Raw genomic sequence first — 26,140 nt, forward strand, 5'->3', positions numbered from 1 at the left:
CAGGCGGGCTTCGGTTGGCGCAGGTTCACGCTCGGCGCGGTGAGCGAGAACCTCCGGAGCACGCCCGTTGTGGGTCCCGGCGCCGCAGGGGCAGCGCGGCGCCGGGACCAGGACCCGATCCGGCCGGGCGCGGTCGGCCGGTCGGGAAGCAGGAAGGTGTGCATGGACTTGCCCCTGTTGTCTTCAGAGCTGTTTCAACGGGCTACAGCGACTTCAGGGGAGGGCGCGGCGCAGCCGAACGGGCGCGCGAGCAAGAAGTTGATCTTGTTTTGGACGCGGCTCTCCCCGGAGGACCAGGTGCCGGTCAGTCCGGGGAGGTGGTGGGCAGGGCGGCTTCCCTGCCCGCGCCGTCGACCTCGTGGTCGCGGCTGACACCGATCAGCTTCAGCTGAGTGGTGGTGGCGCTGTCGCCGGAGACGGCGAACGTCTGCCGCGCGCCGCCGGAGCTGTCGTGCCCCGGGGTGGCGGTGGTGGTCGGCGCCATCGGCGCGCTGGGCGTGGCCGGGAGCCCGCCGCCGCCACCGCTGCCGCCGCCACCGGTGCCCGCGTGGGTGTTGGAGTCCTGCTGCTGGTGCTGGTGTGCCAGCGCGCTGCCGTCGCGCGCGGGCAGCTCGGTGAGGCTGCTGCGCGTGCCGGAAGCCGTGGTGACGGTGGTCGTGGTGAGCGCCCCGGCCGGCGCCGGTGCGGTCGCCGGGACAGTGGCGCCCGCAGGCGCGACGGTCGCCCCGATCAGCGTCGGCACGGTCGCGGTGACGCCCCCGCTGACGGACCCACCGGAGAGCACCGGCCCGAGCACCCCGCCGATCGGCACCAGCGGCGGCGGGTAGTCCCCGTCCCCGGGCGTCGACGGCGGCAGCACGGTCTGCCCGACGGTGCCCACGGTCCCGACCACCCCGGTGACGGTGTGGATGGCGGTGTTCAGCGTCGTGTCGACCACATCGACGAGACCACCGACCAGGCCGCCCACGAGACCGCCGAGGAGGCCGCCGCTGTTCTGGTTTTGCTGGTTTTCCGGGGCCGGTTGGTCTGGCTGGGTCAGCCGGTCCGGCTGAACCGCGGGCTGCTGAACAACCATCGACGGCCGGACGACGGCGGTGGTGCCGCTGCTGTTGTCGGCACTGTCATCGGCGCTGTTGTCGGTACCGGCTGGTTGGTCGGCGCTGGCCGGTTGGTCGGCCGAACTGCTACCGCTTGACGGTCGTGAGCCGGACCCGTCGGCTGAACCGTTGCCGCCGGAGGGTCGCGAGGCGGACCCGTCGGCCGAACCGCTGCCGCTGGCCGGTCCCGCTCCGCAGCCGCCAGCCGAGTTGCTGCCGGTGGGCAGCCCTGCGCCCGACCCATCGGTCGAGGCACTGCCCGGCGAGGCGGTTCCGGTGTTCGGCTCGCTCGATCCAGCGGGGGTGCCCGTTGCCGGGGTGCTGGCTCCGGCGGTCGTGCCGGTGTCCGGGGTGCTGGCCGTGACCGGGTCGCTGCTCGCCGCGGCGGCGTTGTCCGAGGTGCTGCTCGAAGCCGTGCCATCCGGCGTGGTGGCCGAAGCCGTGCTGCCCGGGGCGCTGGCCGAGACGGTGCTCGAAGCCGTGCTGCCCGTCGTGGCCGAGACGGTGCTGCCCGTCGAGGTGTCCGTTGCTGTGGTCGCCGACGCCGTCGAGGCGGTGTGGCTGGGTCTGCTCCAGCCGGAGGTGCCCGTGGCCGAGCCGCGGCTGGTCGCTTCGCGGTCGCCAGGGTTGCCCGCTTCGCGGTCGCCGGGTGTGGCTGAGCCGCGGGGGCCGTCCGCTGCCTGGTGGTGCCGGGCGGGTGAAGAGTCTGAGGCGTGTTTCCCGGCGTGGGCGGAGGCGGTGGCGACGGTGTCGCCGGAAGGGGCGTCCGTGGCGTTCCGCTCGTCGGCCGACGCGCTGGTGTTCGCCAGCACCGCCCCGAGCAGCCACCCGGCCAGCGCAAGCCCGCCAGCCAGCGCGATCCGCGCGGTCGGCCGAGCAAGAGGACCAGCCCAAGCCCTCGGACGGTGCGCCCTCGCCCCACCCGCCGTCGAAGCGGCCACCGGACCAGACATCGGCGAGCCGCCCACACCGCTGACAGCAGCAGCGAGGCCGGAGCCTGCGGAATCAGCCACAGCCAGGCTGTCCAACGCGCGATCGGGCGTCGCGGAATCAGCTGCGATCCGGTCGTGGATCGCGGGACCTGAGCCAGCGGAACCAGCCGTCGCGGAACCAGCCGTCGTGGGGTCAAGCGCAGCGGAAGCAAGCGTCCCGGGAGCCGAAGGAAGCGTCGGGCGGGCAGCCGTAGCGGGGTGCACGGGAATCGTGCCAATCACGCCACCACCACCGTCCGCGCCTGAAGCTCATGCGGTCACCGCACGAAGCTGATCTTGCTGGGGTTCTCTTCCGGCCAGGTCGCAGTTACCCCGGGGCTGCACTCTTTCTAGCACCGCTCGCGAGTGTTTCATCTCTCCCGCGTTCGATCCACCCCGTACGGCGGAACAGCCCTACCGGCTCCGGTGTCCAAACGGCCGAAGTTGATCACCGTCCGTACCCCCGGACGCCCGCGCCAGGGCCATCTGGGCGCCCCCGGTAGCCGTCCCCGCAGGCGTTTGACCTGATGTTTCACGTCGGACAGCCACTCAGAGTATCGCTTGATCAACGCTGGGTGCGCACCGCGTGCGGGCCCACGACTGTACTGAAAGGACAGCCCGGCATGTGGGACGCAAAGTGATCAGACGAGTGACCGCAATCGCTTGACGGCCTCGTCGATGACTTCGTTGCGCTTGCAGAACGCGAAGCGCAGCAGGTGTTTCCACTCTTCCGGGTGATCGGTGAACACCTTTACGGGCACGGCCGCGACACCCACGCGCTCGGGCAGCTCCCACGCCAGCTCGGCGGCGTCGGTGAAGCCGAGCGGCCGGACGTCGACGCACACGAAGTACGTGCCCTCGCTCGGCCGCACCTCGAAACCGGCGTCCGCCAGGCCCGCGGAGAGCCGGTCGCGCTTGTCCTGCAGGCTCGTGCGCAGGCCTTCGACCCACTCCAGCTCGTTGTCCAGCGCGTACGCCACCGCCGGTTGCAGCGGCCCGCCCGAGACGAACGTGATGAACTGCTTCGCCGCCTTCACGGCCGCGACCAGCTCCGGCGTCGAGCAGACCCAGCCGATCTTCCAGCCGGTGCAGTTGAACGTCTTGCCGGCGCTGGAGATCGACACCGTCCGCTCGCGCATGCTCGGCAGCGTCGCCAGCGGGACGTGCTCATTGCCGTCGAAGACGAGGTGCTCGTAGACCTCGTCGGTGATCGCGATCAGGTCGTGCTCGACGCACAACGCGGCGACGGCCTCCAGCTGCGCGCGCGTGAACACCGTCCCGGTCGGGTTGTGCGGCGAGTTCAGCAGTACCGCGCGCGTGCGCGGCGTGATGGCGGCGCGCAGGGCGTCGAGGTCCAGCTCCAGACGCCCGTCGGGGTTCTCGACGAGGCCGATCACCCGCCGCTCGGCGCCGGCCATGGCGACCGCCGCGGCGTACGAGTCGTAGTACGGCTCGACGACGATGACCTCGTCGCCGCGCTCCGTCAGCGCGATGAGCGCGGCGGTGATGGCCTCGGTGGCACCCGCGGTGACCAGGATCTCCGTGTCCGGGTCGTACTCGGTGCCGTAGCGCAGCCGGTGCCGGGCGATCGCCGCGCGCAGCTCGGGCCGCCCCGGGCCGGGCGGGTACTGGTTGGCGCCGCCGAACAGCGCGTTCTTCGCGGCTTCGAGCATCCCGGCGGGCCCGTCGGTGTCGGGGAAGCCCTGGCCGAGGTTCACGGCGTTGTGCTTCACGGCGAGTGCCGTCATCTCCGCGAAGATGGTCGCGGTGAACGGGCGGAGGCGGGGGACAAGAGCTGGTTCGCGCACGAAAACGCATCCTCACGGACAATGGCGTCGTGGAGCAACTCACGCCAGCCAAGGTCACCCCGGCGGACCCACCCGGCGGCGCCGCCGGGGAAGAGCAGAAACGGCGTGCCCTGCGCAGGATGAAGCTGGTCGCGCTGGCTTTCCTGCTCGGCGCGACGGTCGTCTTCCTCCTCACGAGCTGGGCGGAGTCGGCCGGATGGCCGGGCTGGGTCGGGTATGTCCGCGCGGCCGCCGAGGCGGGCATGGTCGGCGCGCTCGCCGACTGGTTCGCCGTCACGGCGCTGTTCCGGCACCCGCTGGGCCTGCGGATCCCGCACACGGCGATCATCCCGAACAAGAAGGACCAGCTCGGCAACAGCCTGGGCGACTTCGTCGGGTCCAACTTCCTCTCCGAGGACGTCATCCGCGACAAGCTGCGGCGCGTCGAGATCGCGCGGCGCCTCGGCGGCTGGCTCTCGCAGCCGGCGAACGCGGAGCGCGTGACGTCCGAGCTGGCCACGGTCGTCCGTGGCGCCGTCACGGTCCTGCGTGACGAGGACGTGCAGGCGATCATGGAGCAGGCCGTGGTCAAGCGCGTGATCGACCGCCCGTGGGGCCCGCCGCTGGGCAAGATCCTGGCCGGCGTCTTCGAGGACGGTGCACACCACAAGCTCGTGGACCTCATGTGCGACCGCGGTTACGAGTGGGTCCGTGACAACCACAACACGATGCTGCGCGTGGTCTCGGACCGCGCGCCGAGCTGGTCGCCGAAGTTCGTCGACGAGATGCTGGCGGACAAGGTGTACGGCGAAGTCCTGTCCTTCACCTGGGCAGTGAAGACGGACGTCAACCACCCGATGCGCCTCGCGCTGGACAAGTTCCTCGGCGAGTTCGCGCAGGACCTGCAGAACGACCCGCAGACGATGGAGCGCGCCGAGCAGGTCAAGGGCCAGATCATCAGCCACGACGAGGTGCAGAAGCTGATCGGCTCAGCCTGGGCGACGGCGAAGGAGATGCTGCTCAACGCCGCGGAGGACCCGTCGAGCGAACTGCGCCGCCGCGTCCGCGCGGGCCTGGAGTCCCTGGGCTCCCGCCTGATCACGGACGAGACCCTGGCGAGCAAGGTCGACGGCTGGGTCGAGAGCTCGGCGGTGTACCTGGTGGCCAACTACTCCAAGGAGATCACCACGATCATCACGGACACCGTGGAGCGCTGGGACGCGGACGAGACGTCGCGGAAGATCGAACTGCAGGTGGGCCGGGACCTCCAGTTCATCCGGATCAACGGGACCGTGGTGGGGGCGTTGGCCGGGCTGGTTATTTACGCGGTGGCGCAGTTGTTGTTCTGACGTTTTTGCTGGTGTTGCTGGGATTGTTGGGCTGCTTGGAGCTTGGACCGCTGGACGGTTGGGAGCTCGGGTTGCTGGGCCGCTGGGAGCTTGGGTTGCTGGATTGCCGCGGCTCAGCCCCGCCCTGCCCAGCTCAGCCCCGCCCGCCCCGCCCCGCCCGGCCGAATCAGTCCGGCGTCGGTGCGGACTGACCGCTCAGGGTTTGCCGCCTGGGTCGCCCCGCGTCTGGTGTCCCCGACCGGTGTGGGTGGCTTGTCCACAGGGGCTCATCCCCAGGTGGAAGGGGGCGAAAAACATGAGCGAGCCGCTATACCACACCTCGGGGAGGCTCAAACCAGTTGTCCACAGGAAGCTGAGTTATCCCCGGGGTTATCCACAGTTTTTCACGGTGATGGCCTAACGGGTGTCCACAAGTTGTGGGGATCCAGTGCGTCTGCACGTGCACATGTGGTGGCTGTGCACTAGTTGTCCACAGGGGTCTGGTTGTGCACACCTGCTGCGCGGGCTCGCCAGGAGCGGGCCTTTTCGCGGTTGCCGCAGACGCGCATGGAGCACCAGGTGCGGGAGCGGTTGCGGGATTCGTCGTAGAAGGCCCACAGGCAGTCGTCCGCGGGGCAGATCTTCAGGCGGACCCAGTCGCCGCGGATGGTGAGGCGGGTGGTGGCCGTCAGGACTGCGGTGATGGCGTTGGGGGTCAGCAGGGTCGGGCCGTCGGTGGTCAGGGCGAAGTGGAGCGGGACGTCCAGCGGCCGGGGTGGCAGGCGGGGATCGCCGATGGCGGCGCGGAGGGCGTCACGCGCGGCGCGCGCATCGGCGGGCTCGCTGGGGGCGACGTTGTGCTCGGCGGACCAGCGGTGCCAGAGCTCCGGGTCGTCCAGCAGGTCCTCGTTCCGCTCGACGTCGACGGTATTGAGGAAGGCGACCACCAGGGAAGCGTCGGTGTGCACACAACCAGTGTACGGGGAATGCTGGTTGCGAACCGCCCCACTAACTTCCATACTCGCCACAGCGGTTACCCGACTGGAGGGATGTTGACGAAGATGGGTGCGATACCGACGTTCGGCAGTGTGTGCCTCGACTGCCCCGACCCGGCGGCCCTCGCCGGCTTCTACCGGGCGCTGCTTGACTGGGACGAACCCAAGATCGAAGACGGCTGGGTCACGCTCATCAATCCACAGGGTGGTGCGCGCCTGGAGTTCCAGCGTGTGGATGACTACCGCGCGCCCGAGTGGCCGTCGCCGGACAAACCGCAGCAGGCGCACCTCGACCTGGATGTCACCGACCTCGAAGCGGCGCACGAGCGCGCGCTGGGCCTCGGCGCGAGGCTGCTCGACGACTCGCCGAAGACCTTCCGGGTGTACGCCGATCCGGTGGGTCACCCGTTCTGTCTGTGCGCCTGCTGACGCTGGCGGCGAAAAATGCGTAGGCTCTGATACGTGATTTGTCCGAAGTGTCAGAATCAGATGCGGACCGTCGACAAGAACGGGATCCACATCGACCAGTGCGACGGCTGCCGCGGCATCTTCCTCGACCGGGGCGAGTTGGAGCAGATCGTCGGGGCCGAAAGCTCCTATTACGGTCGGCAGCAGCAACCGCCGCCGCCGTACGGAGCCGGCGGGTCCCACGGGCGGCCTGACTCGCCGCAGCCGTACCGCGGCGGCGGTTACGCCGATTCGCCACGGCCTCACCGCGGGTACTCGGATTCACCCCGGCCCTACGGCGGCCACGGCTACTCCGACTCCCCGCGACCGTACGGCGGCGGCAACCACGGCGTCCGCCGCAAGCGCAGCTTCCTCGAGAACCTCTTCGACTGAGCCGGCTCGGGATCCGAGCCAGGGCGAGTTCGAGCCTGGGCCGACTCGAGTCGGCCTGGAGCTGAGCCGAGCCGCTTGTGGACTGGGCGGGCTGGACCGCGGGCGGCCCGAGTGTGAGCTGGTCCGAGGTTGTGCGAGTGCGAGCCGAACTCGGGTCGAGCCGCCGTGGGCTGGGCTGGGTCGAGTCCAAGCTGGCTCGGGTTGGTCCGGCGCCGAGTCCGAGTCCGAGTGTGAGCTGGTCTGAGTTGGTTCTCGATCTCAGGATCTGTCCCGCCTGTGGCGATCGCGCCGAACGGCCGATCGCTGAGGGCTCGACGTTGTCGTGTGGGCGGTGTGGGCATCGGTGGCCGTTCAGGCGGTTGCCGTTGTTCGCGCTTACTGGGCCGAGCGGGGCGGGCAAGTCGACCGTGGGGCCGGCGTTGGCTGCTCGGATGTGCGGTGACGTGGTGGTTCTGGAGCAGGACGTCCTCTGGACGGGCGCCCTGCGCGACGACGTTCCCGGCCACCCGGCCTTCCGCGCGGCCTGGCTGCGGATGGCGGCGATGCTGCACCAGAACGGCCGCCCGGTCGTGCTGTGCGGCACCGTCGCGCCGCCGGAGTTGGAGGCGTTGCCGGAGCGCGTTTTCTTCTCCGACGTTCACTATCTGGCGCTTGTCGCCGATCCGGCGGTGCTTCGGCGTCGTCTGCGGGCGCGGCCTGCCTGGCGTGAGTGGGATGAGGAGCGGATCGACGAGATGCTCGGCTTCACCGCCTGGATCCGCGGTCAGGTCGACCACTTCGACACGACCGACGTGCCGTTGGACGAGACTGTCGCTTACGTCGAGAAGTGGGTTCGCGCCGGGCTGGCTTGAATCCCGCCGCAGCCAAGAAGCCCAAGAAGTCCAGAAACCTCAAGCAACCAGCGGCCACCGCAGCCCGTCCGGCTCGTCGAGCCAGAACTCCTGGTGCGAGCCGTCCACGGTCAGGCCGAAGCGGTCACGCTCGGGCTTGCCCAGCGACTTCCACAGCACGTACGCGCGTTCGGCCAGGTCCCACAGCGCGCGCGGGCCGCCTTGGGCGACCTCGAACGTCTCGCCCGCCTTGCGGCAGCGGACCCACGAGCCGTCGGGGTGGGTCAGCGCTATCGGGCCCGGGTCGGCGCGGGTCAGGACCACAGACGTGCCGCTGGACGGTTTTTCGCGGACCGGGTGCACGTCCGGCAGTTCCAGCGACGCGAAGAACTCGAACTTGCGCTCCGGCTTCACCAGCCGCGACATCGGCAGACGCGTGGGGCGCCAGTCCGCGTCGTCGGGAGCCGGCAGTGCTGCGGGTTCGGCGCGGCGGTGGGCGCGTAGCGGCATGAACCGGCCGTCGCGGGCCAGTACGCGGCCGGTGCCCTTCGCGCCTTCGCCCGCGACCAGGCGCACCAGGCCCGCGCCCAGCGGCCGGTTCAACGTCGTCACCACCAGACCGCCCGGCACGGTCTGCTCCAGCCACGCCGGCGGGATCGCCGAGACCGACGCCGTGCACAGCACCCGGTCGAACAGCACGCCTGCCGGGAAGCCGAGCGCGCCGTCGCCCACCGCGCACGACGGCGCGTAGCCGCACGCTTGCAGGTGTTCGCGCGCTGCCGTCACCAGCTCGGCATCGATGTCCACAGTGGACACCTGGCCGGAGCCGCAGCGGTGGCTCAGCAGCCCCGCGTTGTACCCCGTGCCGGTGCCGATCTCCAGCACGCGCTGCCCGTCGCCCACGCGCAGCTCTTCGAGCATGATCGCCATGATCGCGGGCATGCTCGACGAGCTGCTGGGTATCCCGGGGACGGGGCCCCGGCGGGCCTCGTCCCAGAGCGACGGGTCGTCGTCCAGCTGGGTGACCAGTACTTCCGGCGAGTAGACCTGCTCCAGCCAGCCGGGGTCGCCGGCGTCCATCGCGGTCCAGCCGCGGTCGGACGGCAGGAAGAACCGCGGCAGGAACACGTGCCGTGGCACCGAACGGAAGGCCTCGACCCAGTGCGCGTCGTGCAGCACGTCCTGTTCGACGAGGTGCTTGACCAGCCGACGGCGCAGCCGTTGCGTGCCCATGGGCTCCACCGTAGCCGGGTGAGCGGCAACACACCCGATCGTTGCAAGCAGAGTGCTTGCAACAGCTAGCACTCACGCGTAGTGTCGATGGAGTCGCGAGGAGGTGACCGGATGACAGAACCCGGCGGAGCCCAGGGCCCGATGGAGAAGGTCGCGGACATCGCTTCCGACATCGGCGAGTACATCCGCCAGCAGCGGAGCAGCGCGAAGATCTCGTTGCGGCAGCTGTCGAAACTCGCCGGAGTGTCCAATCCGTACCTGAGCCAGATCGAGCGCGGGGTCCGCAAGCCCAGCGCGGAGATCCTGCAGCAGATCGCCAAGGGCCTGCGCATCTCGGCCGAGGCGCTCTACGTGCAGGCGGGAATCCTCGACCTGCCTACGGGCGGCCCGGTGGGCGACTCGATCCGAGCCGACACCGAGCTGACCGAGCGGCAGAAACAGGTCCTGCTCGACGTCTACGAGTCCTTCCGACGCGAGAACGCCGCGGCCCGTCCAGCCGCGGAGGCACCCACAGCACAGACCACTACTGAAGACATCACTGAGGAGTCGGCATGACCACGCCCACCACCAAGGACGTCCGCAAGGCCGTCGACAGCGCCCTCGAGCAGGTCCGCACCCCGCTGCTCGCCGCGCTCGGCGCCGGCAACCTGGCCAGCCAGGCCGTCGTGGACGCCGTCGCCAAGGCCCGCGAGAACGTGACCAAGAGCGGCGAGGCCGCCCGCAAGAACCTCGAGGAGATCCCGGCCGACGTCGAGGGCCTCCGCGAGAAGCTCGACCCGGCCGAGCTGCGCAAGGTCATCGACGAGTACACCGAGGCCGCGCTCAAGCTGTACAACAAGCTGGCCGCGTCCGGCGAGCAGGCCTGGGACAAGATCGCGGCGCAGCCGCAGGTCAAGAAGGCCATCGACCAGCTGGAGGACGCGCTGTCCACGGCGCAGGAGCGCGTGGACGAGCTGACCGGCGAGACCCGTGAGCGCGTGGACGGCGTGCTGGCCAAGGTGACCAAGCGCACCCGCTCGGCCGGCGAGAAGGCCGCCCGCAAGGTGACCGAGGTCGCCGGCGAGACCGCGGACGCCGTCGAGGAGCTGGGCGGCGAGCTCGCCCACGAGACCCGCTCGGTCACCCGCAAGGCCGCCAACCGCACGGCGCCGAAGAGCACCAGCCCGGCGGCGCGGCGCACCACCACCAGCACCACCACGGCCACCAGCAGCACCGCGGCCAAGAAGCCGGCCGCGCCGAAGACCGACAAGTAAGTACTGCTGCGGGAGAGGCCGGTGAGAACCGGACCCGGCCCGCACCAGGGTTCACTGGCCCCGGCACCCCGCGAGGTGTGCCGGGGCCAGTGTCGTCCGGGTGGCCTGCCGTAAGCTGGAAATCGTGTTGGTTAGCGTTTGGGTCCTCGCGGTCATCCACTGGGGCAGCGCCTTGGTCGGGCTCTTCGCCTTCCTGCACGCGCTGTTCCAGCGATCGGACGCCTACCCGGCCGCTGATCGCAAGACCAAGCCGATCTGGGCGCTCATCACCTTCGGCGCCACGCTCGCGTTGGCGCTCTTCTGGCTCCAGGACGCCGGGTTCATCTTCTGGGTGCCCGCGATGGCCGCCGTGCTCGTCTACCTGGTCGACGTGCGGCCGCGGCTGAACGAGGTCCAGCGCGGCAAGCGCAACTGGTAAAGCCCTAGTCTGGCGAAGTGACCACCTGGAACATCGCCGGGACCCTCACGGTCGTTCCCGCGCCCACCCGTACCGACCTGCTCGCCGAACCCGTCGCGAAGGCGCTTGCCGCGCTCGCTTCGCCGGACGGCGTCGGCGTCACGGAGATCGATCCCGAGCTGGCCGACACCGCCGCGTTCTGCGAGGCGTACGGCTCTCCGCTCGACGCGTCCGCGAACTGCGTGGTCGTGGCCGGCAAGCGCGCCGGCGAGGTCCGCTTCGCCGCCGCGATGGTGCTCGCCACCACCCGCGCCGACGTCAACGGTGTGATCAAGCGCCGCCTCGACGTGCGCAAGGCGTCGTTCGCGCCGATGGACGAGGCCGTTTCGCTCACCGGCATGGAGTACGGCGGCATCACGCCCGTCGGACTGCCTGCGGAGTGGCCGATCCTGATCGACGCCGCGGTCGCCGCCGCGCCGGAACTGGTGATCGGCAGCGGGATCCGCGGCAGCAAGCTGCTGATCTCCGGCGCCGCGCTCGCGTCGCTGCCGAACGCGGAGGTCATCGAGGGCCTCGCCCGGTGACGTCCGTCTGGATGCGGTACCTGTCCGGCGCGGACATCGACTCGCTCGGTGTCACGCACGCGGACATCGTCGGTGCGGTCGAGGACGTGCTGGTCGATCACGGGCACGGCGACGTCGTCTTCGAGCCGCGCACACACTTGGTGCCGGACAACGGCGGCAAGGGGCACTTCAACATTTTGCGCGGCCACCTGTCGGCGAAGCAGGTCAGCGGCGTGAAGGTGGTCGGCGACTTCGTCTCGAACTTCGAGCGCGGGCTGCCCAGCGAGATGGCGCTGATCCTGCTGCTCGACCCGGAGACGGGCATGCCGCGCGCGATCGTCGACGGCACCATGATCACCGAGGCCCGCACCGGCGCGATGACGGCGGTGGGCGCGAAGTACCTGGCGCGGCCCGGTTCCAAGGTGCTCGGCCACGTCGGCGCGCGCGGCACGGCCTGGTGGAACGTGGTGCTGCTGGACTCGATCTTCGACTTCGACGAGATCCGGGTGACGAGCAAGCGGCCCGAATCGCGGGAGGACTTCGGGCGACGGTTGTCGGAGGAGCTCGGCAAGGAGGTCCGCGTCTGCGCTGACGCCGCCTCGACGCTCGACGGCGCCGACGTGCTCGTGGAGGCTTCGCGGCTGAACGAGCCGGAAGCATTGGTGCGCAAGGAGTTCCTGCGTCCGGGAACGTTCCTCGTCCCGTACGGCACGATCAGCGCGTTGGAGCTGACGCTGCTCGACGCCGTGGACAAGCTCGTGGTCGACAACTGGCGTGAGTCGCAGTCCGGCAACCCCCGGTTCGGCGCGCTGCGGCCGCAGCTGAACGCGGGCCTGCTCACCGAAGATGGGGTGTACGCGGAGATCGGCGACATCGTGGCGGGTAGCAAACCCGGCCGTGAGAACGACGACGAGCGCATCCTGTTCTGGCACCGCGGACTGTCCACAACGGACGTCGCCGTGGCGCACATGATCCTGCAGCGGGCCGAAGCGGCGGACGCCGGCACGATGCTGCCGTACCGATGATCGTCCAGGAGCCGCGCGACGTGGTGCGCGGCGACATCGAGCGGATCGAGCTGGACCCGGAACTGCTGGCGTCCGTGCGCGCCAACCGTTCCGCGATGCTGGCCGCGCTGAACGCCGCCGAAGGCCCCATCTACGGCGTGAACACCGGCATGGGACGGCTCGCGGGCGTGCGGCTGTCCGCCGCGCAGCAGGCCGAGCACCAGCGGAACCTGTTGGTGGGCCGGGCCGTCGGGGGACCGCCGTGGCTTTCGCCGGAGCTGACGCGCGCGTTGCTGATCATGCGCCTGCACAGCTTTCTGCGCCCGGAGCCGGCGGTGAGCGCCGAGCTGGTTTCGTTCCTGGTGGACCGGCTGAATGACGGCTTCATCCCGGCCGTCCCGAGGGGCGGGCTGGGCAGCTCCGGCGAGATCATCCCGCTGGCGCACGCGTTCCAGACCTTCCTCGGCCTCGGCTCGGTGCTGGAGGACGGGGCTGTGGTGCCCGCGGCCGAGGCGCTGCGCTGCCGCGGGGTTAAGCCGTTCGAGCTGGGCCCGAAGGAGGGCGCGAGCCTGATCCAGGGCTCGCCGCTGGCGCAGGCGTACGCGTGGACGAACAGCGGCTCCGTGCACCAGCTCGTCGACCTGCAGACGCTGTGCGCCGCGATCGCCGTGGACGTGCTGGGCGCGCCACGCTCGGTCTACGAGTACTCGATCCCGAACCCGCACGTCACGGCCGTGCTCGCGGACGTGACCACGCTGACCTGGCGCGGGGCTGTGCGGCCGGATCTGGTGCAGGCGCCGGTATCGGTTCGCGTGGGCCCGCGTGTGATCGGCTTCCTGGACCAGGTGTGCGCGAACCTCATGGACACGCTGCGCGAGTCATGGGACACACCGGGCGACTCACCGTCGTTTGTGGACGGTGCCTTCGTGCCGACCACGGGGTACCACGCGGCCGACCTCGGGCTGCGGATGGACGCGGTGAAGGCCGCGCTGGTGCACGTCGGCGAGGTCTCGGTGCAGCGGATGCACCGGCTGCTGGACCCGCAGTTCAGCGGGCTGCCGGCGCAGCTGGCCGTGGACCCGGGGCCGCAGGCCGGGCTGACGCCGCTGCACAAACGCGCGGTGGGCGAGCTGCATTCGTTGCGCCGCTTGGCCTCGCCGGCCACCATCGGCTCGCTCGACACGTCGGCGGGGCAGGAGGACGTGCAGGCGTTCGCGTGGGCGGCCGGGGCCGAGCTGAGGACGGCGATCGGGCACCTGTTCACCATCACGGCGTGCGAGCTGATCGCCGGTGCGCAGGCCCGGTACCTCGCCCCGGGTGACGGTGCCAAGCGCCTGGCCGGGCCGTATCGATGGATCGCCGCCACCGTTCCGCCGGTGCTGGTGGACCGGCCGCTGGGCCCGGACGTCGACCGGCTGGTGGCCGTCTGCCGGGAGACCTACATCGACGACCTGACCGAGCTGGCCTGAAACGCCGTTAAGGCCTCCTTACCCGCGTCGGACGCGGGTAAGGAGGCCTTAACGGACTTCAGGAGTCGCGGCGCGCGTTCTGCAGCGCCAGGCCCTTCGGGGTGGCCCAGCGCGTCAGCAGCGAGAAAACGCCCTCGCACACCAGCGCCAGGATGATCACCGCGATGCCGCCGCCGAAGATCTCGCCGTAGCCCTGCGCGCCTTCGGCGAAGCCGTCGACGATGTACCGGCCGAGGCCGCCGCCGTCGTTGACGATGGCGCCGATCGCGACGGTGGCCACGAGTTGCAGGAACGCCACGCGCGCGCCCGCCACGATCACCGGTGACGCCAGCGGCAGCTCCAGCTTCAGCATGATCTGCCATTCGCGGTAACCGGTGCCGCGCGCGGCGTCCACCGTCTCCTGCTCCAGCTGGACGACCCCCGCGTACGTGTTCGTGAACAGCGGCGGCAGTGCCAGGCCCACCAGCGCCAGCAGCAGCGGCCAGAAGTTCGTGTCCGCGCCCCATCGGCTGGCCAGGAACCAGAACAGGATGATCAGCCCGAAACTCGGGATCGCGCGCCCGATGTTCACGGCGCTGCTCGCCAGGAACGCGCCGCGCCGGTAGTGCGCGAGCCACACCGCCACCGGGATCGTCAGCACGGCCGCGACGAGCAGCGACAGCACGGAGAACCAGAGGTGCTCGACCGTCCGGTAGGGAATGCCCGCCGGGTCCGTCCAGCTCCACCGGTCCGGGTCGGACAGCCACTGGCCCAGCTGCGTGAAGACGTTCATCGGGCCCGCACCTTCCGCGCCCACGGGGCGAGCGCGCGTTCGCTCAGCCAGAGGAGCAGGTCGACGACCACCGCGAGCACCACCGACAGCACGATGCCGACGATGATCGGGCTCGGGTTCGGGGTGGTGGTCTGGATGCCGGCGCGGATGAAGTAGCCGAGGCCGCCCATGCCGAGCAGCGAGGTCACCGTCACCAGCCCGATCGTCGTCACCGCGGCCACGCGCAGGCCCGCGATCACCACCGGCAGCGCCAGCGGCAGCTCGACCTGCCAGAGCAGCCGCCGCCGGGTGAAGCCCATGCCGATCGCGGCTTCGCGGACCTCGGTGGGCACCTGCTGGACGCCGGTGACGATGTTGCGGATCAGGATCAGCAGCGTGTACGTCGCCAGCGGGATCACCGCCGTGGTGAACGAAAGCCCGAAGAACGGCACCAGCAGCGCGAACGCCCCGAGGCTCGGGACCACGTACAGCGCGCCCGCCGTGCCGAGCACCAGCGGGTAGAACCAGCGGTAGCGCAAGCACAACGTGGACAGGACCAGCGAGATGACCAGCCCGATGCCGAGCGCCGTCGCGGTGAGGGCGATGTGCTCGCCGAGCCGCTGGACGATGGCGTCGGAGTTGCGCTCGACCCACCGCCACTCGAAGATCGGCCGGCTGCTCTCGGCGAGCAGCGGGGTCACCGAAGGCGCATGCACTGTCTGACCTTACCCCGTTCGGGGTGCGGGTTTCCGGTTGTTGAGATCAGGTAGCGGTTGTATCCCATTCCGTGGTTTCTGTCGTGGCTCACGGTTAGGGTCCAATCCTCTGTTCGTGGAAAGAGGAGTGTGGGGACGTGCGCTGGACCCGGAACATCCGAGCGGCTGCGCTGGTGGCGGTCGCCGCCATCGGCCTGACCGCCTGCGGGGGTGGCAGCGGGGGCTCGGACCAGCCCGCCGCCCCGAGCAAGGGCGGTGCGCCGATCGTCGTCGCCTCGTTCAACTTCACCGACAGCCAGATCCTGGCCGAGATCTACGCGGCCGCGCTGGAGGCCAAGGGCTACCCGGTCACCCGCAGCCTCAACCTGGGCTCGCGGGAGCTGATCTACCCGTCGCTGAAGTCCGGCGAGCTGCAGTTCCTGCCCGAATACCAGGGCGCGGCCATCACCACCGGCTTCGGCAAGGACGCGGTGAAGGACGCCGCCGGCGAGCACGACCAGCTGGCCAAGCTGTTCGAGCCGTCCGGCATCTCGCTGCTGAACTACGCGGCGGCCGAGGACAAGAACACCTACATCGTGAAGTCCGACCTGGCCAAGTCCAAGGGCCTGACCAGTATCAGCGACCTGAAGAAGCTCGACAAGGTCGTCATGGCCGGCCCGCCGGAGTGCGAGAAGCGGCTGCCGTGCTTCCAGGGCTTCAAGGAGGTCTACAAGCTCACCAACGCGACGTTCCAGACTGTGCAGGAGGCCGGGCCGCGGGTACAGCAGCTCGACTCCGGCGCCGTCACGGTGATCCCGGTCGACTCGGTGAGCCCGCTGGTCGGCGACCCGCAGTACGTGGCGCTGAAGGACGACCTCGCCATCGTGCCCACCGAGAACGTGGTGCCCGCGGTGAACAAGAAGGTGCTCGACGAGCGCGGCGCCGATTTCGCGACGGTGGTCAACGCGGTCAGCGCGAAACTGACCACCGATGGGATGCGCGAGCTGAACAAACGTGTCGATTCCGGCGGCGAAGGGGCCGCGGACGTGGCGAAGGACTGGCTGAAGGAGCAGGGCCTCGCCTGACGTTCGTCCTGGTCAAATGGGCCGCTCGGGGTTCTCCCGGGCGGCCCGTTCGCTGTGTGTGCGAAGGTAGCGGCGGCGGAACACGAGGAGAAGCTGAGGAGCGAGATGGGAAAGGTCACGGCCACCGCGGAGCGCACGATCGACGCGCCGGTGGACAAGGTTCGCGAGCTGGTCGCCGACTACGCCGAGACCCGGCCGAAGCTGCTCACCGAGCACTACCGCGACTACGAGGTGACCGCGGGCGGCCACGGCGCCGGCACCGAGGCGAGCTGGAAGCTGCAGGCGACGTCGAAGCGCGTGCGCGACGTGGCGGCCACCGTGAGCGAGCCCTCCCCGGGCACCCTCGTCGAGACCGACGCGAACTCCAGCATGGTCACCACCTGGACGGTCGCGTCCGCCGGAGAGCGCTCGCTGGTGCGCATCGAGACCAGCTGGGACGGCGCCGGCGGCATCGGCGGCTTCTTCGAGAAGACGTTCGCGCCGGGCGGGCTGAAGAAGATCTACGACGGCGTGCTCGTCAAGCTCGAAGAGATCGTGTAGCGCTCACCACAGGTCCCCGGTGAATCGGAATGATCGCCCCGGTTGCCTCGTTGGGCCGGGTATATGCGGGGCGAACGCCCCGGTTGACTCAGTCCCACGAAACGGAGTTCAGCGGTGAACGCACCGACCCAGGCCACGGAGATCCGGCTCGCCTCCCGTCCGCACGGCGTCCCGACGCAGGACAACTTCGACATCGTCGACACCGAGATCCCCACGCCCGGCGCGGGGCAGATCCTGGTGCGCAACCTCTTCATGAGCGTCGACCCGGCCATGCGCGGCCGGATGAGCGACGCGAAGTCGTACGCGCCGCCGTTCGCGGTGGGCGAGGTCATGCACGGCGGCGCGCTCGGCGAGGTCATCGAGTCCACTGTGGACGACTTCAAGCCGGGTGACCACGTGCTGCACCAGGCGGGCTGGCGCACGCACGTCGTGCTCGACGCGGCGAGGAGCGTGAAGGTGGACGCCTCGGCGGCGCCGCTTTCGACCTACCTTGGTGTGCTTGGCATGCCGGGCCTCACGGCGTACGCGGGGCTGCTGGAGAGCGCGGAGTTCAAGCCGGGCGACACGGTGTTCGTGTCCGGCGCCGCGGGCGCGGTCGGCTCCCTGGTCGGGCAGCTGGCCAAGCTGAAGGGCGCCAAGCGCGTGATCGGCAGCGCCGGTTCGGCGGAGAAGGTCCGGCACCTGATCGACGACCTCGGCTTCGACGCGGCGTTCAACTACAAGGACGGCCCCGTTGCCGCGCAGCTGGCGGAGGCCGCGCCGGAGGGCATCGACGTCTACTTCGACAACGTCGGCGGCGAGCACCTCGAGGCCGCCATCGCGTCGATGAACCTGCACGGCCGCATCGCCGTCTGCGGGATGATCTCGGTGTACAACGCCACCGAGCCGACCCCGGCGCCGCGCAACCTCCCGCAGATCATCGCCAAGCGCCTCACCATCCGCGGCCTGCTGGTGATCGACCACTGGGGCCTGCGCGAGCAGTTCATCACCGAGGTGGCGCCGCTGGTGGCTTCGGGCGAGATCAAGTACTCGGAGACGTTCGTCGACGGCATCCGCAACGCGCCCGAGGCGTTCCTCGGCCTGCTCGGCGGCGCCAACACCGGCAAGATGCTCGTGCGTCTCTGACCCTCAGCCGAAAGACAGTCCGGGCAGGCTCGCCGCCGTGTAGTCGGCGGCGGGCGTGCCCGGCAACGGCCGGACGCCGGGCCGCGTGAGCAGCGCGGTCCGCAGCCCGGCCGCCTGCGCGCCCGCGATGTCCCACCCGTGCGCGGCGACCATCACGGCCTGCCCGGGTTCGACGGCGTAGGCGTCGAGCACCTGCCGGTACGGCTCGGGCGCGGGCTTGAGCCGGCTGACCTGCTGTGCGGAGAAGATCCGGTCGAGCGCCGTCGCGATCCCCGCGTGCTGCAGCTGTGTCTCGACGGTGGCGAGTGGCGAGTTCGTCAGCGCGACGACGGTGTGCCCGGCCTGCTTGAGTTTTTTCAGCCCTGGCAACACATCCGCGTGCGCGGACAGCGACAGCAGCGCGCCGCGGAACCGGGCCAGCTCGGCTTCGGTGAGATCACGGCCGTACCGCGCCACCGTGTCGACGGCCGCCGCGCCGGCGATCTCCGCGAAGTCCCGGTAGCCCCCGGTCGCCGTGGTGGTGAGCGCGGTGTGGATGGCGAGGTCGAACCACTCCCGCCGCGCCCGCGCCGTCCCGGTCAGCTCGGTGAACAACGGGTCGAGGCCCGCGAGGTCGAGCAGGGTTTCGTTGACGTCAAAGACGCACAGCACGGTTTCTCCCTCGGCAGGGTCAGTACTGATGCCCTGAAGGCCACCATGAGGGACGTAGATGCCCTCAAGGTGGCCTTCAGGGTCAGTACTGGCAGGTGGCGGCGCGGTGGTCGAGGTCGGCGTCGAGCTGGTCCGCGGGCACGCCGAGGTTCAGCTGGTCACGCATGATCCGGCCGAGGGTGGGCAGCTCCGAGCGCTCCGGCCAGGTCTCCGGCCGCCACAGCGACGAGCGCAGGAAAGCCTTGGCGCAGTGCATGTACAGCTCCCGCACCTCGATCACGATCGCGAGCTGCGGGCGCTTTCCCTTGACCATCAGGTCGTCGAAGAAGGGCGCGTCGGAGACGATCGTGGCGCGGCCGTTGACCCGCAGAGTTTCGTTCATGCCGGGGACGATGAACAACAGGCCGGCGTGCGGGTTGTCGAGGATGTTGCGGAAGCTGTCCACGAGCTTGTTGCCCGGCCGGTCCGCGAGCACGAGGGTCTTGTCGTCCAGCACGAGCACGGAGCCGGCGGGGTCGCCGCGCGGGGAGACGTCGCAGCTTCCGTCGGGCGCGGACGTCGCCAGCAGGCAGAACGGCGAGTGCGCGATCAGCGTCCGCGCGTGCTCGTCGAGGTGGCCCAGGATCTTCTTGCTCACCATCTCGCCCGCTTCACCGACCACGTCGCGCAGGGCTTCGTGCGTGCTGATCACCGTTGTCGCCATGACACCAGTGAACCGCGCCGGGAAGGGCCGGCGACAGGGTTTTTCCCGAGCGGCTACTGCTGGGCCGGGCCGTGGCCGTCGCGGTGGGCTTCGATGACGATGCGGGCCGCGGTGGTGGACTTGGCGGTCACCTGGGCGGCCGTGTAGTCCAGGCGGCGGTAGTGGCCGTTGAGGAAGAGCTCGCCGTAGCCGTGGCCCTGGGCGTGGACCTGCTCCATCAGCTCCAGCGCGGCCGGCGGGTACGGGCAGACGGCGAGGCACAGCGTCAGATACGTGTCGATCAGGGCGCGGCGGGTGTCGTGCAGCTCGGTGTACTTCGGGTCTTCGAGGCCGTCGGCGAAGATCACCTGGAAGCCGATGCGGCGGTCGATCAGGAAGCACGTGTAGGCGCCGGACGCGGTGGCCAGCTGGGCGACCGCGTCCGGCCCGGCCTCCGCGACGGCCGCCGTCACCCGCTCATGCAGCTGGCAGGCCGTGCTGGTCGCGACTGCCGCCAGCAGGCCGGCGCGGTCCGGGAAGTGCCGGTACGGCGCGGCGGGCGAGACCTTCGCGCGTTTCGCCACCTGCGCCACCGAGAAGCCGTCCATCCCCAGCTCCGCGATCAGGTCCACCGACACCCGGACGAGTTCGTCGCGCAGATCGCCGTGGTGGTACTTGCCGCCCATGTGGTGAATCACATCCGATCACGCTCGCGCATATGTAAGAGACCTCTTACTATAGTCATGTGAGGGCGGTCTTACATCTAAAGCCCGGGTGGCTGCCCGGGATTGTCTGGAGGGTTTCATGACCACGACCACGCACGCCATCGCCGCACCGGCGCCGGGCGCCCCGCTCGAGCCGACGACGATCGAGCGCCGGGACCTGCGCCCGGACGACGTGCTGATCGACATCGCGTTCGCGGGCATCTGCCACAGCGACCTCCACCAGGCGAAGGAGGACTGGGGCTCCGCGACCTTCCCCATGGTCCCCGGCCACGAGATCGCCGGCGTTGTCGCCGCGGTCGGCTCCGGCGTGACGAAGTACCAGGTCGGCGACCGGGTGGGCGTCGGCTGCATGGTCGACTCGTGCGGCGAGTGCGAGTACTGCCTGGCCGGCACCGAGCAGTTCTGCCTGAAGGGCAACGTCCAGACCTACAACAGCGTCGGCTTCGACGGCGAGGTCACCTACGGCGGGTACAGCCGCCAGGTCGTCGTGAGGGACGCGTTCGTCTGCCGGATCCCGGAGGGCATCGACCTGGACGTCGCCGCGCCGCTGCTCTGCGCGGGCATCACCACCTACTCGCCGCTGCGCCACTGGGGCGCCGGGCCGGGCAAGAAGGTCGCCGTCGTCGGCCTCGGCGGGCTCGGGCACATGGCGGTCAAGCTCGCGGTGGCCATGGGCGCCGAGGTCACGGTGCTCAGCCAGAGCCTGAAGAAGCAGGAGGACGGCCTGAAACTCGGCGCGAAAGACTACTTCGCGACCGGCGACGAGGCCACCTTCGACGTGCTTCGGGGCCGCTTCGACGTCATCATCAACACCGTCTCGGCGAAGCTCCCGATCGACGCCTACCTCGGCATGCTGCGCGTCGGCGGCGCGATGGTGAACGTCGGCGCGCCGCCCGAGTCCTTGGACTACAACGCCTTCTCGCTGCTGGGCGGCAACAAGGTGCTGGCCGGCTCGATGATCGGCGGCATCGCCGAGACGCAGGAGATGCTCGAGTTCTGCGCCGAGCACGGCCTCGGCGCCGAGATCGAGACGATCTCCGGGGACCAGGTGAACGCGGCCTACGAGCGCGTCGAGAACAGCGACGTGCGGTACCGCTTCGTGATCGACGCCTCGACCATCGGCGCCTGACCCACTAGCGGCGTTGCTCGCCCTGAAGGCCACCTTGAGGGACATAGATGCCCTCAAGGTGGCCTTCAGGGCGTCCGCCTAGAAGACGACGGTTCGGTTGCCGTGCACGAGAACGCGGCCTTCGAGGTGCCAGCGCAGGCCGCGCGCCAGCGTCACCTTCTCGATGTCGCGGCCCTTGCGCACCATGTCCTCCACGGAGTCGCCGTGGTCGACGCGGATCACGTCCTGCTCGATGATCGGCCCGGCGTCGAGGTCGGCCGTCACGTAGTGGCAGGTGGCACCGACCAGCTTGACGCCGCGGGTGTGGGCCTGGTGGTACGGCTTCGCGCCGGCGAACGACGGCAGGAAGCTGTGGTGGATGTTGATCGCCCGTCCGGCCCACTCCGCGCACAGCTCGGCGGGCAGCACCTGCATGAACCGGGCCAGCACCACGGCGTCCGGATGGTGCTCGTCGACGAGTTTCCGGACCTGCGCAAACGCTTGCGTCTTGCCTTCGGGGTCCCCGGCCGGGAACGGCACGTGGTGGAACGGGATGCCGTGCGCGCGGGTGATGTCCGCGAGCGACGTGTGGTTGCCGATCACTGCGGCGACGTCGACGTCCAGCTCACCCGACGCGACGCGGCCCAGCAGGTCGTACAGGCAGTGCCCGGCCTTCGACACCAGCACCACCGCGCGCGGCCGCTCGCCGGTGTCGCGCACCGCCCAGCTGGACTCCGCCGACAGCTCCGCCGCCACCGCGCCGAACCGCTCGCGCAGTCCCGCGGCGTCGAACGGCAGCGAGTCGGCTCGGACCACCTGGCGCGTGAAGAACCAGCCCGTGTCCGGGTCGGTGTGATAGGCCGCTTCGACGATCATCCCGCCGTGCTCGGCCAGGAATCCGGAGATGCGGGCGATGATGCCGGTGCGGTCGGGGCAGCCGAAGGTGAGGACGTAACGCTGGGGATCAGGCACGCCGCCCATTGTCGCCGGTGCTGGTCAGGGCGCCGCGAGGGGCTCCAGGAGGCAACCGTCGCCGGTGATGGCGGCGTGGTGCGGGCGGCCCCAGAGGGCGCGGTAGACGTCGTCGGCGGGGCCGCTGAGCGTGACGTCCGGGCGGCCTTCGTCAACTGGCTCGCCTTCACGGAGGGCGATGGTCCACGAACGGCCTTCGGTCTCGACGCGGGCGACCCCGTCGCGGCTTGAGGGCGGGGATCGCCGGGGCATCAGGAAGGTGAGGAACTCGTCGACGCCGTCGGTGGCGAACGCGGCGGCGTAACGGGTCGGTGGTGGCTCGGGCAACGCGCTTTCGGCGTCCAGCCGGTGGATCGCCATCTCGTGCGCCATCCGCCGGGCCAAGTCGCCCGTGGTCACGGTGCCGCCGCGCGGGAATGGAGAGCGGACGGGGCTTTCGGCGGGACGGCGCAGGGCCTCGCGCGCGGCGAGCCGCTGGCCGTCCCAGTAGCCGAGCAGGTCCGTCCAGCCGGTGGGCGGCGACTGTTCAGCTGCCCGGTCCGTGATCACCGCCACGCTGGAGGAGAGCACCCTCGCCAGGTGGGTCACCAGGTCGTGGACCGTCCATTTCGGACAGTTCTGGACCGGTGCCGCCGGGCCCGCCGCCAGCGCGGCCGCCTTCAGCCGGTCGCTGTGGATGTCGATCGTCTCCAGCAGGTGCGGGGTGCCCATCCGTTCCATGCGCTGAACGTAGCGCGCGCAGCCGGAGCCGCCGTCCCGATTCGATCAGGCTGACGAGCAGCAGCCCTAGCCCGAACGACAGCAGCAGGCCCTTCACCGGCTCGTCCGCGAAGGCGGCGCCGCCGGCCAGCCCGATCAGCACGCTGTAGCACGCCCAGAGCGCGGCGCCCGCGGCGTCGAGCGGCACGAACCGGCGCGGCGGGTAACCGAGGCTGCCGCACGCCAGCGCGCTGGCCACGCGCCCGCCGGGCAGGTACCGCGCGGCGACGATCAGCAACGGCGCCTGCCGCCGCACTTGCACGCGGGCCCACTCGTACCGCTGCCGCCCCGACGGGCCCCGCTGCAATCGCGAGAGGGCCCGCGGCCCCGCCGCCCGGCCGACGGAGTAGGCCAGGCAGTCCCCGGCCCACGCCCCGGCGGCCGCGACCACGGCCAGCGTCGCCAGCCACCGCGGGTCCGGCCCGAGCAGCACCGCGACGATCACCACGGTCGTCTCGCTCGGCATGAACGGCAGCAGCGCGTCGAGCCCCGCCACGGCGAACACGAGCACCCACAGCCACGGCGAGCCCAGCGCGTCGCGCAGCAGCCCGGTGACGTGCCCCAGCAGTTCCACCCGCTTATGGTGATCACCGCAGGTCGACGGTGGGTGACGTGCCGGCGTTCGGCCGGTGAACAGGTGGGTTTCGTACCTGGATGCCGGTATTCCGGCGGGGATGGTGACGGCGGGTCACTTCGGGGCGACAGCGGCCCACGGGACGGTCAGCTCGCCGAGCCGCGGCCGGTCCGGGCGGCCGAGCAGGGGCCAGCCGCGGGCGGCGAGCTGGCGCACCGTTTCCGTCCAGCGCGCGCGGACGCCGAACGAGCGCTGCGGCGCCGCGGCCGCCCAGCAGGAATCCATAGTGGACAGCAGGTTGTGGATTCGCTCACCGGGAACGTTGCGGTGGATGAGGATCTTCGGCAGTCGTTCGGCCACAGTGGACGGACGGTCCAGGTCGGCCAGCCGCATCGAGAGCGTGAGCGACACCGGGCCGGGCGCCGCGACGGTGACCCAGGTGGACAGCCGGCCGATCTCGTCGCAGGTGCCCTCCACGAGCAGGCCGTCGGCGGGCATGTTCGCCAGCATCAGCGCCCACGCGCCCGCCACCTCGTGCTCGGCGTACTGCCGCAGCACGTTGAACGCGCGCACCAGCACCGGCCGGGTGCCGGCGAGTTCGAAGCCGCCGCGCCGGAAGTCGAGGCGCGGCGGGTCGGCGGCGGGGCGGGCGTACGCGACGCGTTCCGGGTCCAGCTCGAGCCCGAGCACCCGGACGTCGGCGCGCACCCGGCTCAGCCACCGGGCCAGCTCGACGGTGGTGACCGGCGAGGCGCCGTACCCGAGGTCGACCACCAGCGGGTCCGCGGCCCGGCGCAGGAGCCGGGTGACGGCCGCGTCCCCGGCCAGCCAGCGGTCGACCCGCCGGAGCCGGTTCGGGTTGGTGGTGCCCCGCGTCGGGGCGCCCACCGGGCTCAGGCGTGCTCGGCCAGCCATCGCGCGGTGAACTCGGCCTCGCGCCGCAGCAGGGTGGTCACCTGCTCCGCCACCACGCTCTCGATTTTGCCGCCGAACAGCGGGATCCGGACCGTCACCTCGCCGTCGGTGAGGGACCGCACGTGCTCGCCTTCCGGCTTCAACGAGGTCCGCGCGGCGATCTCACCGGGCACCCCGCTGACGTTGACGTCGATGGTGCCCACGTAACCGTCGCCGGAAGACCGCCATTCCTCGTTGCGCCGGACGATCAGGTCGCCCTTGTGCAGCGCGCGCACGGCTTGCGGCAGCCGCGCCGCGTTGATGCCGTGCTGCAGTTCGAACCGCACGACGTCGCCGTTCGCGGTGTACGAGAGGAGCTTGGCGTTGTCCCCGCCCAGCTCTTCGAGGCGCGCCTGCAGGGCTTCCTCGCCCGACACCGCGGCCACGACGGCCGCGAGTCCGGCGGAGAACTCTGTGCGGTGCTCGATCCGGGATCCCATGCGCCGGACAGTACCGGCAGGCCCGATTGGCTCGTGAGTGTTGAGGACGGTTAGAACCGTCATAAACACTCACAAGTATCTTGGCCAGCGTGAACCCCGCCGATCCGCTCACCCAGCCCGGTCTGACCCAGCCCCGCCTCGCCGAGTTCACGACGCTGCGGCTCGGCGGGCCCGCCCGTCGTTTCGTGCGGGCCGAGACCAGCGCAGACCTCGTCGCCGCCGTGCGGGCGGCCGACGAAGCCGGGGAGCCGGTGCTGCTGCTCGGCGGCGGGTCGAACCTGGTCGTGGCCGACGAGGGTTTCGCGGGCACGCTCGTCCAGGTCGCGAACACCGGCTGGACTCACGACGGCGACGTGGTCGAGGTGGCTGCCGGGCAGGGCTGGGACGAGTTCGTCGCGGATCTGGTCGAAGCGGGCCTCGGCGGGCTCGAATGCCTGTCCGGCATCCCCGGCTCAGTCGGCGCGACGCCGATCCAGAACGTCGGCGCGTACGGCTGCGAGGTGGCCGAGTCCCTCGTCTCGCTGGAGCTCTACGACCGCGCCGCGCGCGAGGTCCGCACGGTCAAGGCGGACGAGCTGGGCTTCGCCTACCGCACCAGTGTGCTGAAGGGCACGGACGCCGGCGTCGTGCTGAGCGTCCGGTTCCGGGTGGACCCCGACGGTGCGTCCGCGCCCGTCCGGTACGCCGAGCTGGCGCGCACGCTGGGGGTCGAGACCGGGGCGAAGGTCCCCACCGCGACCGTGCGGGAGGCCGTCCTCGGCCTGCGCCGCGGCAAGGGCATGGTGCTCGACCCGGCCGATCACGACACGTGGAGCGCGGGCTCGTTCTTCACTAATCCGATCGTGCCCTCCGCGAATGTCGAGGCGGTGCTGGCGCGCATCGGCGACGCGGTGGGCGCGGACGTCGCGATCCCGCAGTACCCGGCCGAAGGCGGCGCGAAGCTGTCCGCGGCCTGGTTGATCGAGCGCGCGGGCTTCGGGAAGGGCCACCCCGGCCCGGGCGGCCGCGTTTCGCTGTCGACGAAGCACACGCTCGCCCTCACGAACCGTGGCGACGCCACGACGGCGGACCTGCTCGCGCTGGCCCGCGAAGTCCGCGACGGCGTCGAGGCGCGCTTCGGCGTCACGCTGCGCCCCGAGCCGCTGTTGATCGGCTGCGCGCTCTAACCCCTGAAAGCTCCAATGCCGTGAAATCCGCCTGAAATCCGGCATCGGCGGCAACCCGGGCAACTGCCGAGGCGTCTTGTCGACAAGGGCAGGGGCGGGTGATCTTCCGGCCTGCGGGTAACGTCGAATCGCTCACCGGCGCTGAT

30 protein-coding genes and 1 pseudogene are annotated in these 26,140 nt (G+C 70.6%); 17 read left to right on the forward strand and 14 right to left on the reverse strand.

The features are described 5' to 3' along the window. Positions 1–304 precede the first annotated feature (304 nt). Positions 305–892 carry a hypothetical protein gene (locus tag OG943_RS39435; RefSeq protein WP_328606000.1) on the reverse strand — a complete coding sequence of 196 codons (588 nt, stop codon included), beginning with the start codon at positions 890–892 and terminating at the stop codon, positions 305–307. A gap of 12 nt (positions 893–904) precedes the next feature. Here OG943_RS39435 and OG943_RS39440 point away from each other — a divergent pair, with 12 nt between their 5' ends. Further along, positions 905–1,195 carry a hypothetical protein gene (locus OG943_RS39440; protein ID WP_328606001.1) on the forward strand — a complete coding sequence of 97 codons (291 nt, stop codon included), beginning with the start codon at positions 905–907 and terminating at the stop codon, positions 1,193–1,195. Positions 1,196–1,226: 31 nt separating this feature from the next. Beyond that, positions 1,227–2,363, forward strand: coding sequence for a hypothetical protein (locus tag OG943_RS39445; protein WP_328606002.1), 1,137 nt, complete (start codon positions 1,227–1,229; stop codon positions 2,361–2,363). Between the two features lie 346 nt (positions 2,364–2,709). On the opposite strand, the gene OG943_RS39450 is transcribed toward OG943_RS39445, so the two are convergent. Next, positions 2,710–3,876 carry a pyridoxal phosphate-dependent aminotransferase gene (locus tag OG943_RS39450; protein WP_328606003.1) on the reverse strand — a complete coding sequence of 389 codons (1,167 nt, stop codon included), beginning with the start codon at positions 3,874–3,876 and terminating at the stop codon, positions 2,710–2,712. A gap of 29 nt (positions 3,877–3,905) precedes the next feature. Between OG943_RS39450 and OG943_RS39455 the strand changes: the two genes are divergently transcribed. After that, positions 3,906–5,204, forward strand: a complete 1,299-nt coding sequence (locus OG943_RS39455) for a DUF445 domain-containing protein (RefSeq protein WP_328606004.1) — start codon at positions 3,906–3,908, stop codon at positions 5,202–5,204. A 461-nt stretch (positions 5,205–5,665) separates the two neighbouring features. On the opposite strand, the gene OG943_RS39460 is transcribed toward OG943_RS39455, so the two are convergent. Next, entirely contained in the window at positions 5,666–6,151 is a 486-nt protein-coding gene (locus OG943_RS39460; RefSeq protein ID WP_328606005.1) for a CGNR zinc finger domain-containing protein, read from the reverse strand. Between the two features lie 93 nt (positions 6,152–6,244). On the opposite strand from OG943_RS39460, the gene OG943_RS39465 reads away from it, so the two are divergent. The 3 genes from OG943_RS39465 to OG943_RS39475 all read left to right on the forward strand — a co-directional run bounded on the left by OG943_RS39465 (position 6,245) and on the right by OG943_RS39475 (position 7,869). Beyond that, the gene (locus tag OG943_RS39465; RefSeq protein ID WP_328606006.1) at positions 6,245–6,607 is read left to right on the forward strand and encodes a VOC family protein; all 363 of its coding nucleotides are present in this window, start codon (positions 6,245–6,247) and stop codon (positions 6,605–6,607) included. A 33-nt stretch (positions 6,608–6,640) separates the two neighbouring features. Beyond that, positions 6,641–7,018, forward strand: coding sequence for a TFIIB-type zinc ribbon-containing protein (locus OG943_RS39470; RefSeq protein ID WP_328606007.1), 378 nt, complete (start codon positions 6,641–6,643; stop codon positions 7,016–7,018). Between the two features lie 245 nt (positions 7,019–7,263). Beyond that, positions 7,264–7,869, forward strand: a complete 606-nt coding sequence (locus OG943_RS39475) for an AAA family ATPase (protein ID WP_328612271.1) — start codon at positions 7,264–7,266, stop codon at positions 7,867–7,869. A gap of 39 nt (positions 7,870–7,908) precedes the next feature. Here OG943_RS39475 and OG943_RS39480 read toward each other — a convergent pair whose 3' ends face one another. Further along, positions 7,909–9,081, reverse strand: coding sequence for a methyltransferase domain-containing protein (locus OG943_RS39480; RefSeq protein WP_328606008.1), 1,173 nt, complete (start codon positions 9,079–9,081; stop codon positions 7,909–7,911). Positions 9,082–9,222: 141 nt separating this feature from the next. Between OG943_RS39480 and OG943_RS39485 the strand changes: the two genes are divergently transcribed. The 6 genes from OG943_RS39485 to OG943_RS39510 all read left to right on the forward strand — a co-directional run bounded on the left by OG943_RS39485 (position 9,223) and on the right by OG943_RS39510 (position 13,767). Then, positions 9,223–9,636: a helix-turn-helix domain-containing protein gene (locus OG943_RS39485; protein ID WP_328612272.1), complete on the forward strand. Its 414-nt coding sequence runs from the start codon at positions 9,223–9,225 to the stop codon at positions 9,634–9,636. After that, on the forward strand, positions 9,633–10,334 hold the full coding sequence (locus OG943_RS39490) for a hypothetical protein (protein WP_328606009.1): 702 nt from the start codon (positions 9,633–9,635) through the stop codon (positions 10,332–10,334). Before OG943_RS39485 ends, OG943_RS39490 begins: the two co-directional genes overlap by 4 nt. Before the next feature lie 124 nt (positions 10,335–10,458). Further along, the gene (locus OG943_RS39495) at positions 10,459–10,752 is read left to right on the forward strand and encodes a DUF2516 family protein (protein WP_328606010.1); all 294 of its coding nucleotides are present in this window, start codon (positions 10,459–10,461) and stop codon (positions 10,750–10,752) included. Positions 10,753–10,769: 17 nt separating this feature from the next. Beyond that, the gene (locus OG943_RS39500) at positions 10,770–11,315 is read left to right on the forward strand and encodes a YbaK/EbsC family protein (RefSeq protein ID WP_328606011.1); all 546 of its coding nucleotides are present in this window, start codon (positions 10,770–10,772) and stop codon (positions 11,313–11,315) included. Continuing rightward, complete coding sequence (locus tag OG943_RS39505) at positions 11,312–12,319, forward strand: ornithine cyclodeaminase family protein (RefSeq protein WP_328606012.1); 1,008 nt, start codon at positions 11,312–11,314, stop codon at positions 12,317–12,319. The genes OG943_RS39500 and OG943_RS39505 overlap by 4 nt, the downstream gene beginning before the upstream one ends. Next, on the forward strand, positions 12,316–13,767 hold the full coding sequence (locus OG943_RS39510; protein WP_328606013.1) for an aromatic amino acid lyase: 1,452 nt from the start codon (positions 12,316–12,318) through the stop codon (positions 13,765–13,767). Before OG943_RS39505 ends, OG943_RS39510 begins: the two co-directional genes overlap by 4 nt. Before the next feature lie 58 nt (positions 13,768–13,825). Here OG943_RS39510 and OG943_RS39515 read toward each other — a convergent pair whose 3' ends face one another. Together OG943_RS39515 and OG943_RS39520 are read right to left on the reverse strand one after the other, a co-directional pair. Continuing rightward, positions 13,826–14,539 carry an ABC transporter permease gene (locus tag OG943_RS39515; protein WP_328606014.1) on the reverse strand — a complete coding sequence of 238 codons (714 nt, stop codon included), beginning with the start codon at positions 14,537–14,539 and terminating at the stop codon, positions 13,826–13,828. Next, on the reverse strand, positions 14,536–15,234 hold the full coding sequence (locus tag OG943_RS39520) for an ABC transporter permease (RefSeq protein ID WP_328606015.1): 699 nt from the start codon (positions 15,232–15,234) through the stop codon (positions 14,536–14,538). The genes OG943_RS39515 and OG943_RS39520 overlap by 4 nt, the downstream gene beginning before the upstream one ends. Before the next feature lie 137 nt (positions 15,235–15,371). Between OG943_RS39520 and OG943_RS39525 the strand changes: the two genes are divergently transcribed. The 3 genes from OG943_RS39525 (at position 15,372) to OG943_RS39535 (ending at position 17,963) form a co-directional block, all read left to right on the forward strand. Continuing rightward, entirely contained in the window at positions 15,372–16,298 is a 927-nt protein-coding gene (locus tag OG943_RS39525) for an ABC transporter substrate-binding protein (RefSeq protein ID WP_328606016.1), read from the forward strand. Positions 16,299–16,403: 105 nt separating this feature from the next. Further along, the gene (locus tag OG943_RS39530; protein WP_328606017.1) at positions 16,404–16,838 is read left to right on the forward strand and encodes an SRPBCC family protein; all 435 of its coding nucleotides are present in this window, start codon (positions 16,404–16,406) and stop codon (positions 16,836–16,838) included. Between the two features lie 114 nt (positions 16,839–16,952). Continuing rightward, positions 16,953–17,963 (forward strand): NADP-dependent oxidoreductase, encoded by a 1,011-nt coding sequence (locus OG943_RS39535; protein ID WP_328606018.1) that lies wholly within the window; start codon positions 16,953–16,955, stop codon positions 17,961–17,963. Between the two features lie 3 nt (positions 17,964–17,966). Here the strand turns inward: OG943_RS39535 and OG943_RS39540 are convergent, their stop codons facing one another. The 3 genes from OG943_RS39540 to OG943_RS39550 form a co-directional block, all read right to left on the reverse strand. Next, a complete protein-coding gene (locus tag OG943_RS39540) occupies positions 17,967–18,614 on the reverse strand; it encodes a haloacid dehalogenase type II (RefSeq protein ID WP_328606019.1) in 648 nt (215 codons plus the stop codon). Between the two features lie 82 nt (positions 18,615–18,696). Next, positions 18,697–19,317 carry a pyridoxamine 5'-phosphate oxidase family protein gene (locus OG943_RS39545; RefSeq protein ID WP_328606020.1) on the reverse strand — a complete coding sequence of 207 codons (621 nt, stop codon included), beginning with the start codon at positions 19,315–19,317 and terminating at the stop codon, positions 18,697–18,699. A 53-nt stretch (positions 19,318–19,370) separates the two neighbouring features. After that, positions 19,371–19,982 carry a TetR/AcrR family transcriptional regulator gene (locus tag OG943_RS39550; protein ID WP_328606021.1) on the reverse strand — a complete coding sequence of 204 codons (612 nt, stop codon included), beginning with the start codon at positions 19,980–19,982 and terminating at the stop codon, positions 19,371–19,373. A gap of 118 nt (positions 19,983–20,100) precedes the next feature. On the opposite strand from OG943_RS39550, the gene OG943_RS39555 reads away from it, so the two are divergent. Beyond that, positions 20,101–21,150, forward strand: coding sequence for an NAD(P)-dependent alcohol dehydrogenase (locus tag OG943_RS39555; RefSeq protein WP_328606022.1), 1,050 nt, complete (start codon positions 20,101–20,103; stop codon positions 21,148–21,150). Positions 21,151–21,228: 78 nt separating this feature from the next. On the opposite strand, the gene purU is transcribed toward OG943_RS39555, so the two are convergent. From purU to OG943_RS39580, 5 genes and pseudogenes are all read right to left on the reverse strand, one after another. Beyond that, positions 21,229–22,110 carry a formyltetrahydrofolate deformylase gene (gene purU, locus OG943_RS39560; protein ID WP_328606023.1) on the reverse strand — a complete coding sequence of 294 codons (882 nt, stop codon included), beginning with the start codon at positions 22,108–22,110 and terminating at the stop codon, positions 21,229–21,231. 15 nt (positions 22,111–22,125) lie between these two features. Then, positions 22,126–22,710, reverse strand: a pseudogene (locus OG943_RS39565) (maleylpyruvate isomerase family mycothiol-dependent enzyme); the annotation flags it as partial. Beyond that, positions 22,628–23,434: a DedA family protein gene (locus OG943_RS39570; protein ID WP_328606024.1), complete on the reverse strand. Its 807-nt coding sequence runs from the start codon at positions 23,432–23,434 to the stop codon at positions 22,628–22,630. The gene OG943_RS39570 and the pseudogene OG943_RS39565, both read right to left, overlap by 83 nt. 114 nt (positions 23,435–23,548) lie before the next feature. Beyond that, positions 23,549–24,349 carry a class I SAM-dependent methyltransferase gene (locus OG943_RS39575; protein ID WP_328606025.1) on the reverse strand — a complete coding sequence of 267 codons (801 nt, stop codon included), beginning with the start codon at positions 24,347–24,349 and terminating at the stop codon, positions 23,549–23,551. After that, complete coding sequence (locus OG943_RS39580) at positions 24,328–24,828, reverse strand: DUF2505 domain-containing protein (protein ID WP_328606026.1); 501 nt, start codon at positions 24,826–24,828, stop codon at positions 24,328–24,330. The genes OG943_RS39575 and OG943_RS39580 overlap by 22 nt, the downstream gene beginning before the upstream one ends. An 89-nt stretch (positions 24,829–24,917) precedes the next feature. Between OG943_RS39580 and OG943_RS39585 the strand changes: the two genes are divergently transcribed. Beyond that, positions 24,918–25,994 carry a UDP-N-acetylmuramate dehydrogenase gene (locus OG943_RS39585; RefSeq protein WP_328606027.1) on the forward strand — a complete coding sequence of 359 codons (1,077 nt, stop codon included), beginning with the start codon at positions 24,918–24,920 and terminating at the stop codon, positions 25,992–25,994. The last annotated feature ends 146 nt before the right edge of the window (positions 25,995–26,140 follow it).

The sequence above is a fragment of the Amycolatopsis sp. NBC_00345 genome (assembly GCF_036116635.1).
GTDB lineage: Bacteria > Actinomycetota > Actinomycetes > Mycobacteriales > Pseudonocardiaceae > Amycolatopsis.

Bases quoted from the DNA above. Each gene is read 5' to 3' on its own strand.
- OG943_RS39465 (WP_328606006.1), top strand. From the start codon at position 6,245: ATGGGTGCGATACCGACGTTCGGCAGTGTGTGCCTCGACTGCCCCGAC.
- OG943_RS39480 (WP_328606008.1), bottom strand. From the start codon at position 9,081: ATGGGCACGCAACGGCTGCGCCGTCGGCTGGTCAAGCACCTCGTCGAA.
- OG943_RS39485 (WP_328612272.1), top strand. From the start codon at position 9,223: ATGGAGAAGGTCGCGGACATCGCTTCCGACATCGGCGAGTACATCCGC.
- OG943_RS39490 (WP_328606009.1), top strand. From the start codon at position 9,633: ATGACCACGCCCACCACCAAGGACGTCCGCAAGGCCGTCGACAGCGCC.
- OG943_RS39510 (WP_328606013.1), top strand. From the start codon at position 12,316: ATGATCGTCCAGGAGCCGCGCGACGTGGTGCGCGGCGACATCGAGCGG.
- OG943_RS39515 (WP_328606014.1), bottom strand. From the start codon at position 14,539: ATGAACGTCTTCACGCAGCTGGGCCAGTGGCTGTCCGACCCGGACCGG.
- OG943_RS39530 (WP_328606017.1), top strand. From the start codon at position 16,404: ATGGGAAAGGTCACGGCCACCGCGGAGCGCACGATCGACGCGCCGGTG.
- OG943_RS39545 (WP_328606020.1), bottom strand. From the start codon at position 19,317: ATGGCGACAACGGTGATCAGCACGCACGAAGCCCTGCGCGACGTGGTC.
- OG943_RS39550 (WP_328606021.1), bottom strand. From the start codon at position 19,982: ATGGGCGGCAAGTACCACCACGGCGATCTGCGCGACGAACTCGTCCGG.
- OG943_RS39555 (WP_328606022.1), top strand. From the start codon at position 20,101: ATGACCACGACCACGCACGCCATCGCCGCACCGGCGCCGGGCGCCCCG.
- purU (WP_328606023.1), bottom strand. From the start codon at position 22,110: ATGGGCGGCGTGCCTGATCCCCAGCGTTACGTCCTCACCTTCGGCTGC.
- OG943_RS39575 (WP_328606025.1), bottom strand. From the start codon at position 24,349: ATGGCTGGCCGAGCACGCCTGAGCCCGGTGGGCGCCCCGACGCGGGGC.
- OG943_RS39580 (WP_328606026.1), bottom strand. From the start codon at position 24,828: ATGGGATCCCGGATCGAGCACCGCACAGAGTTCTCCGCCGGACTCGCG.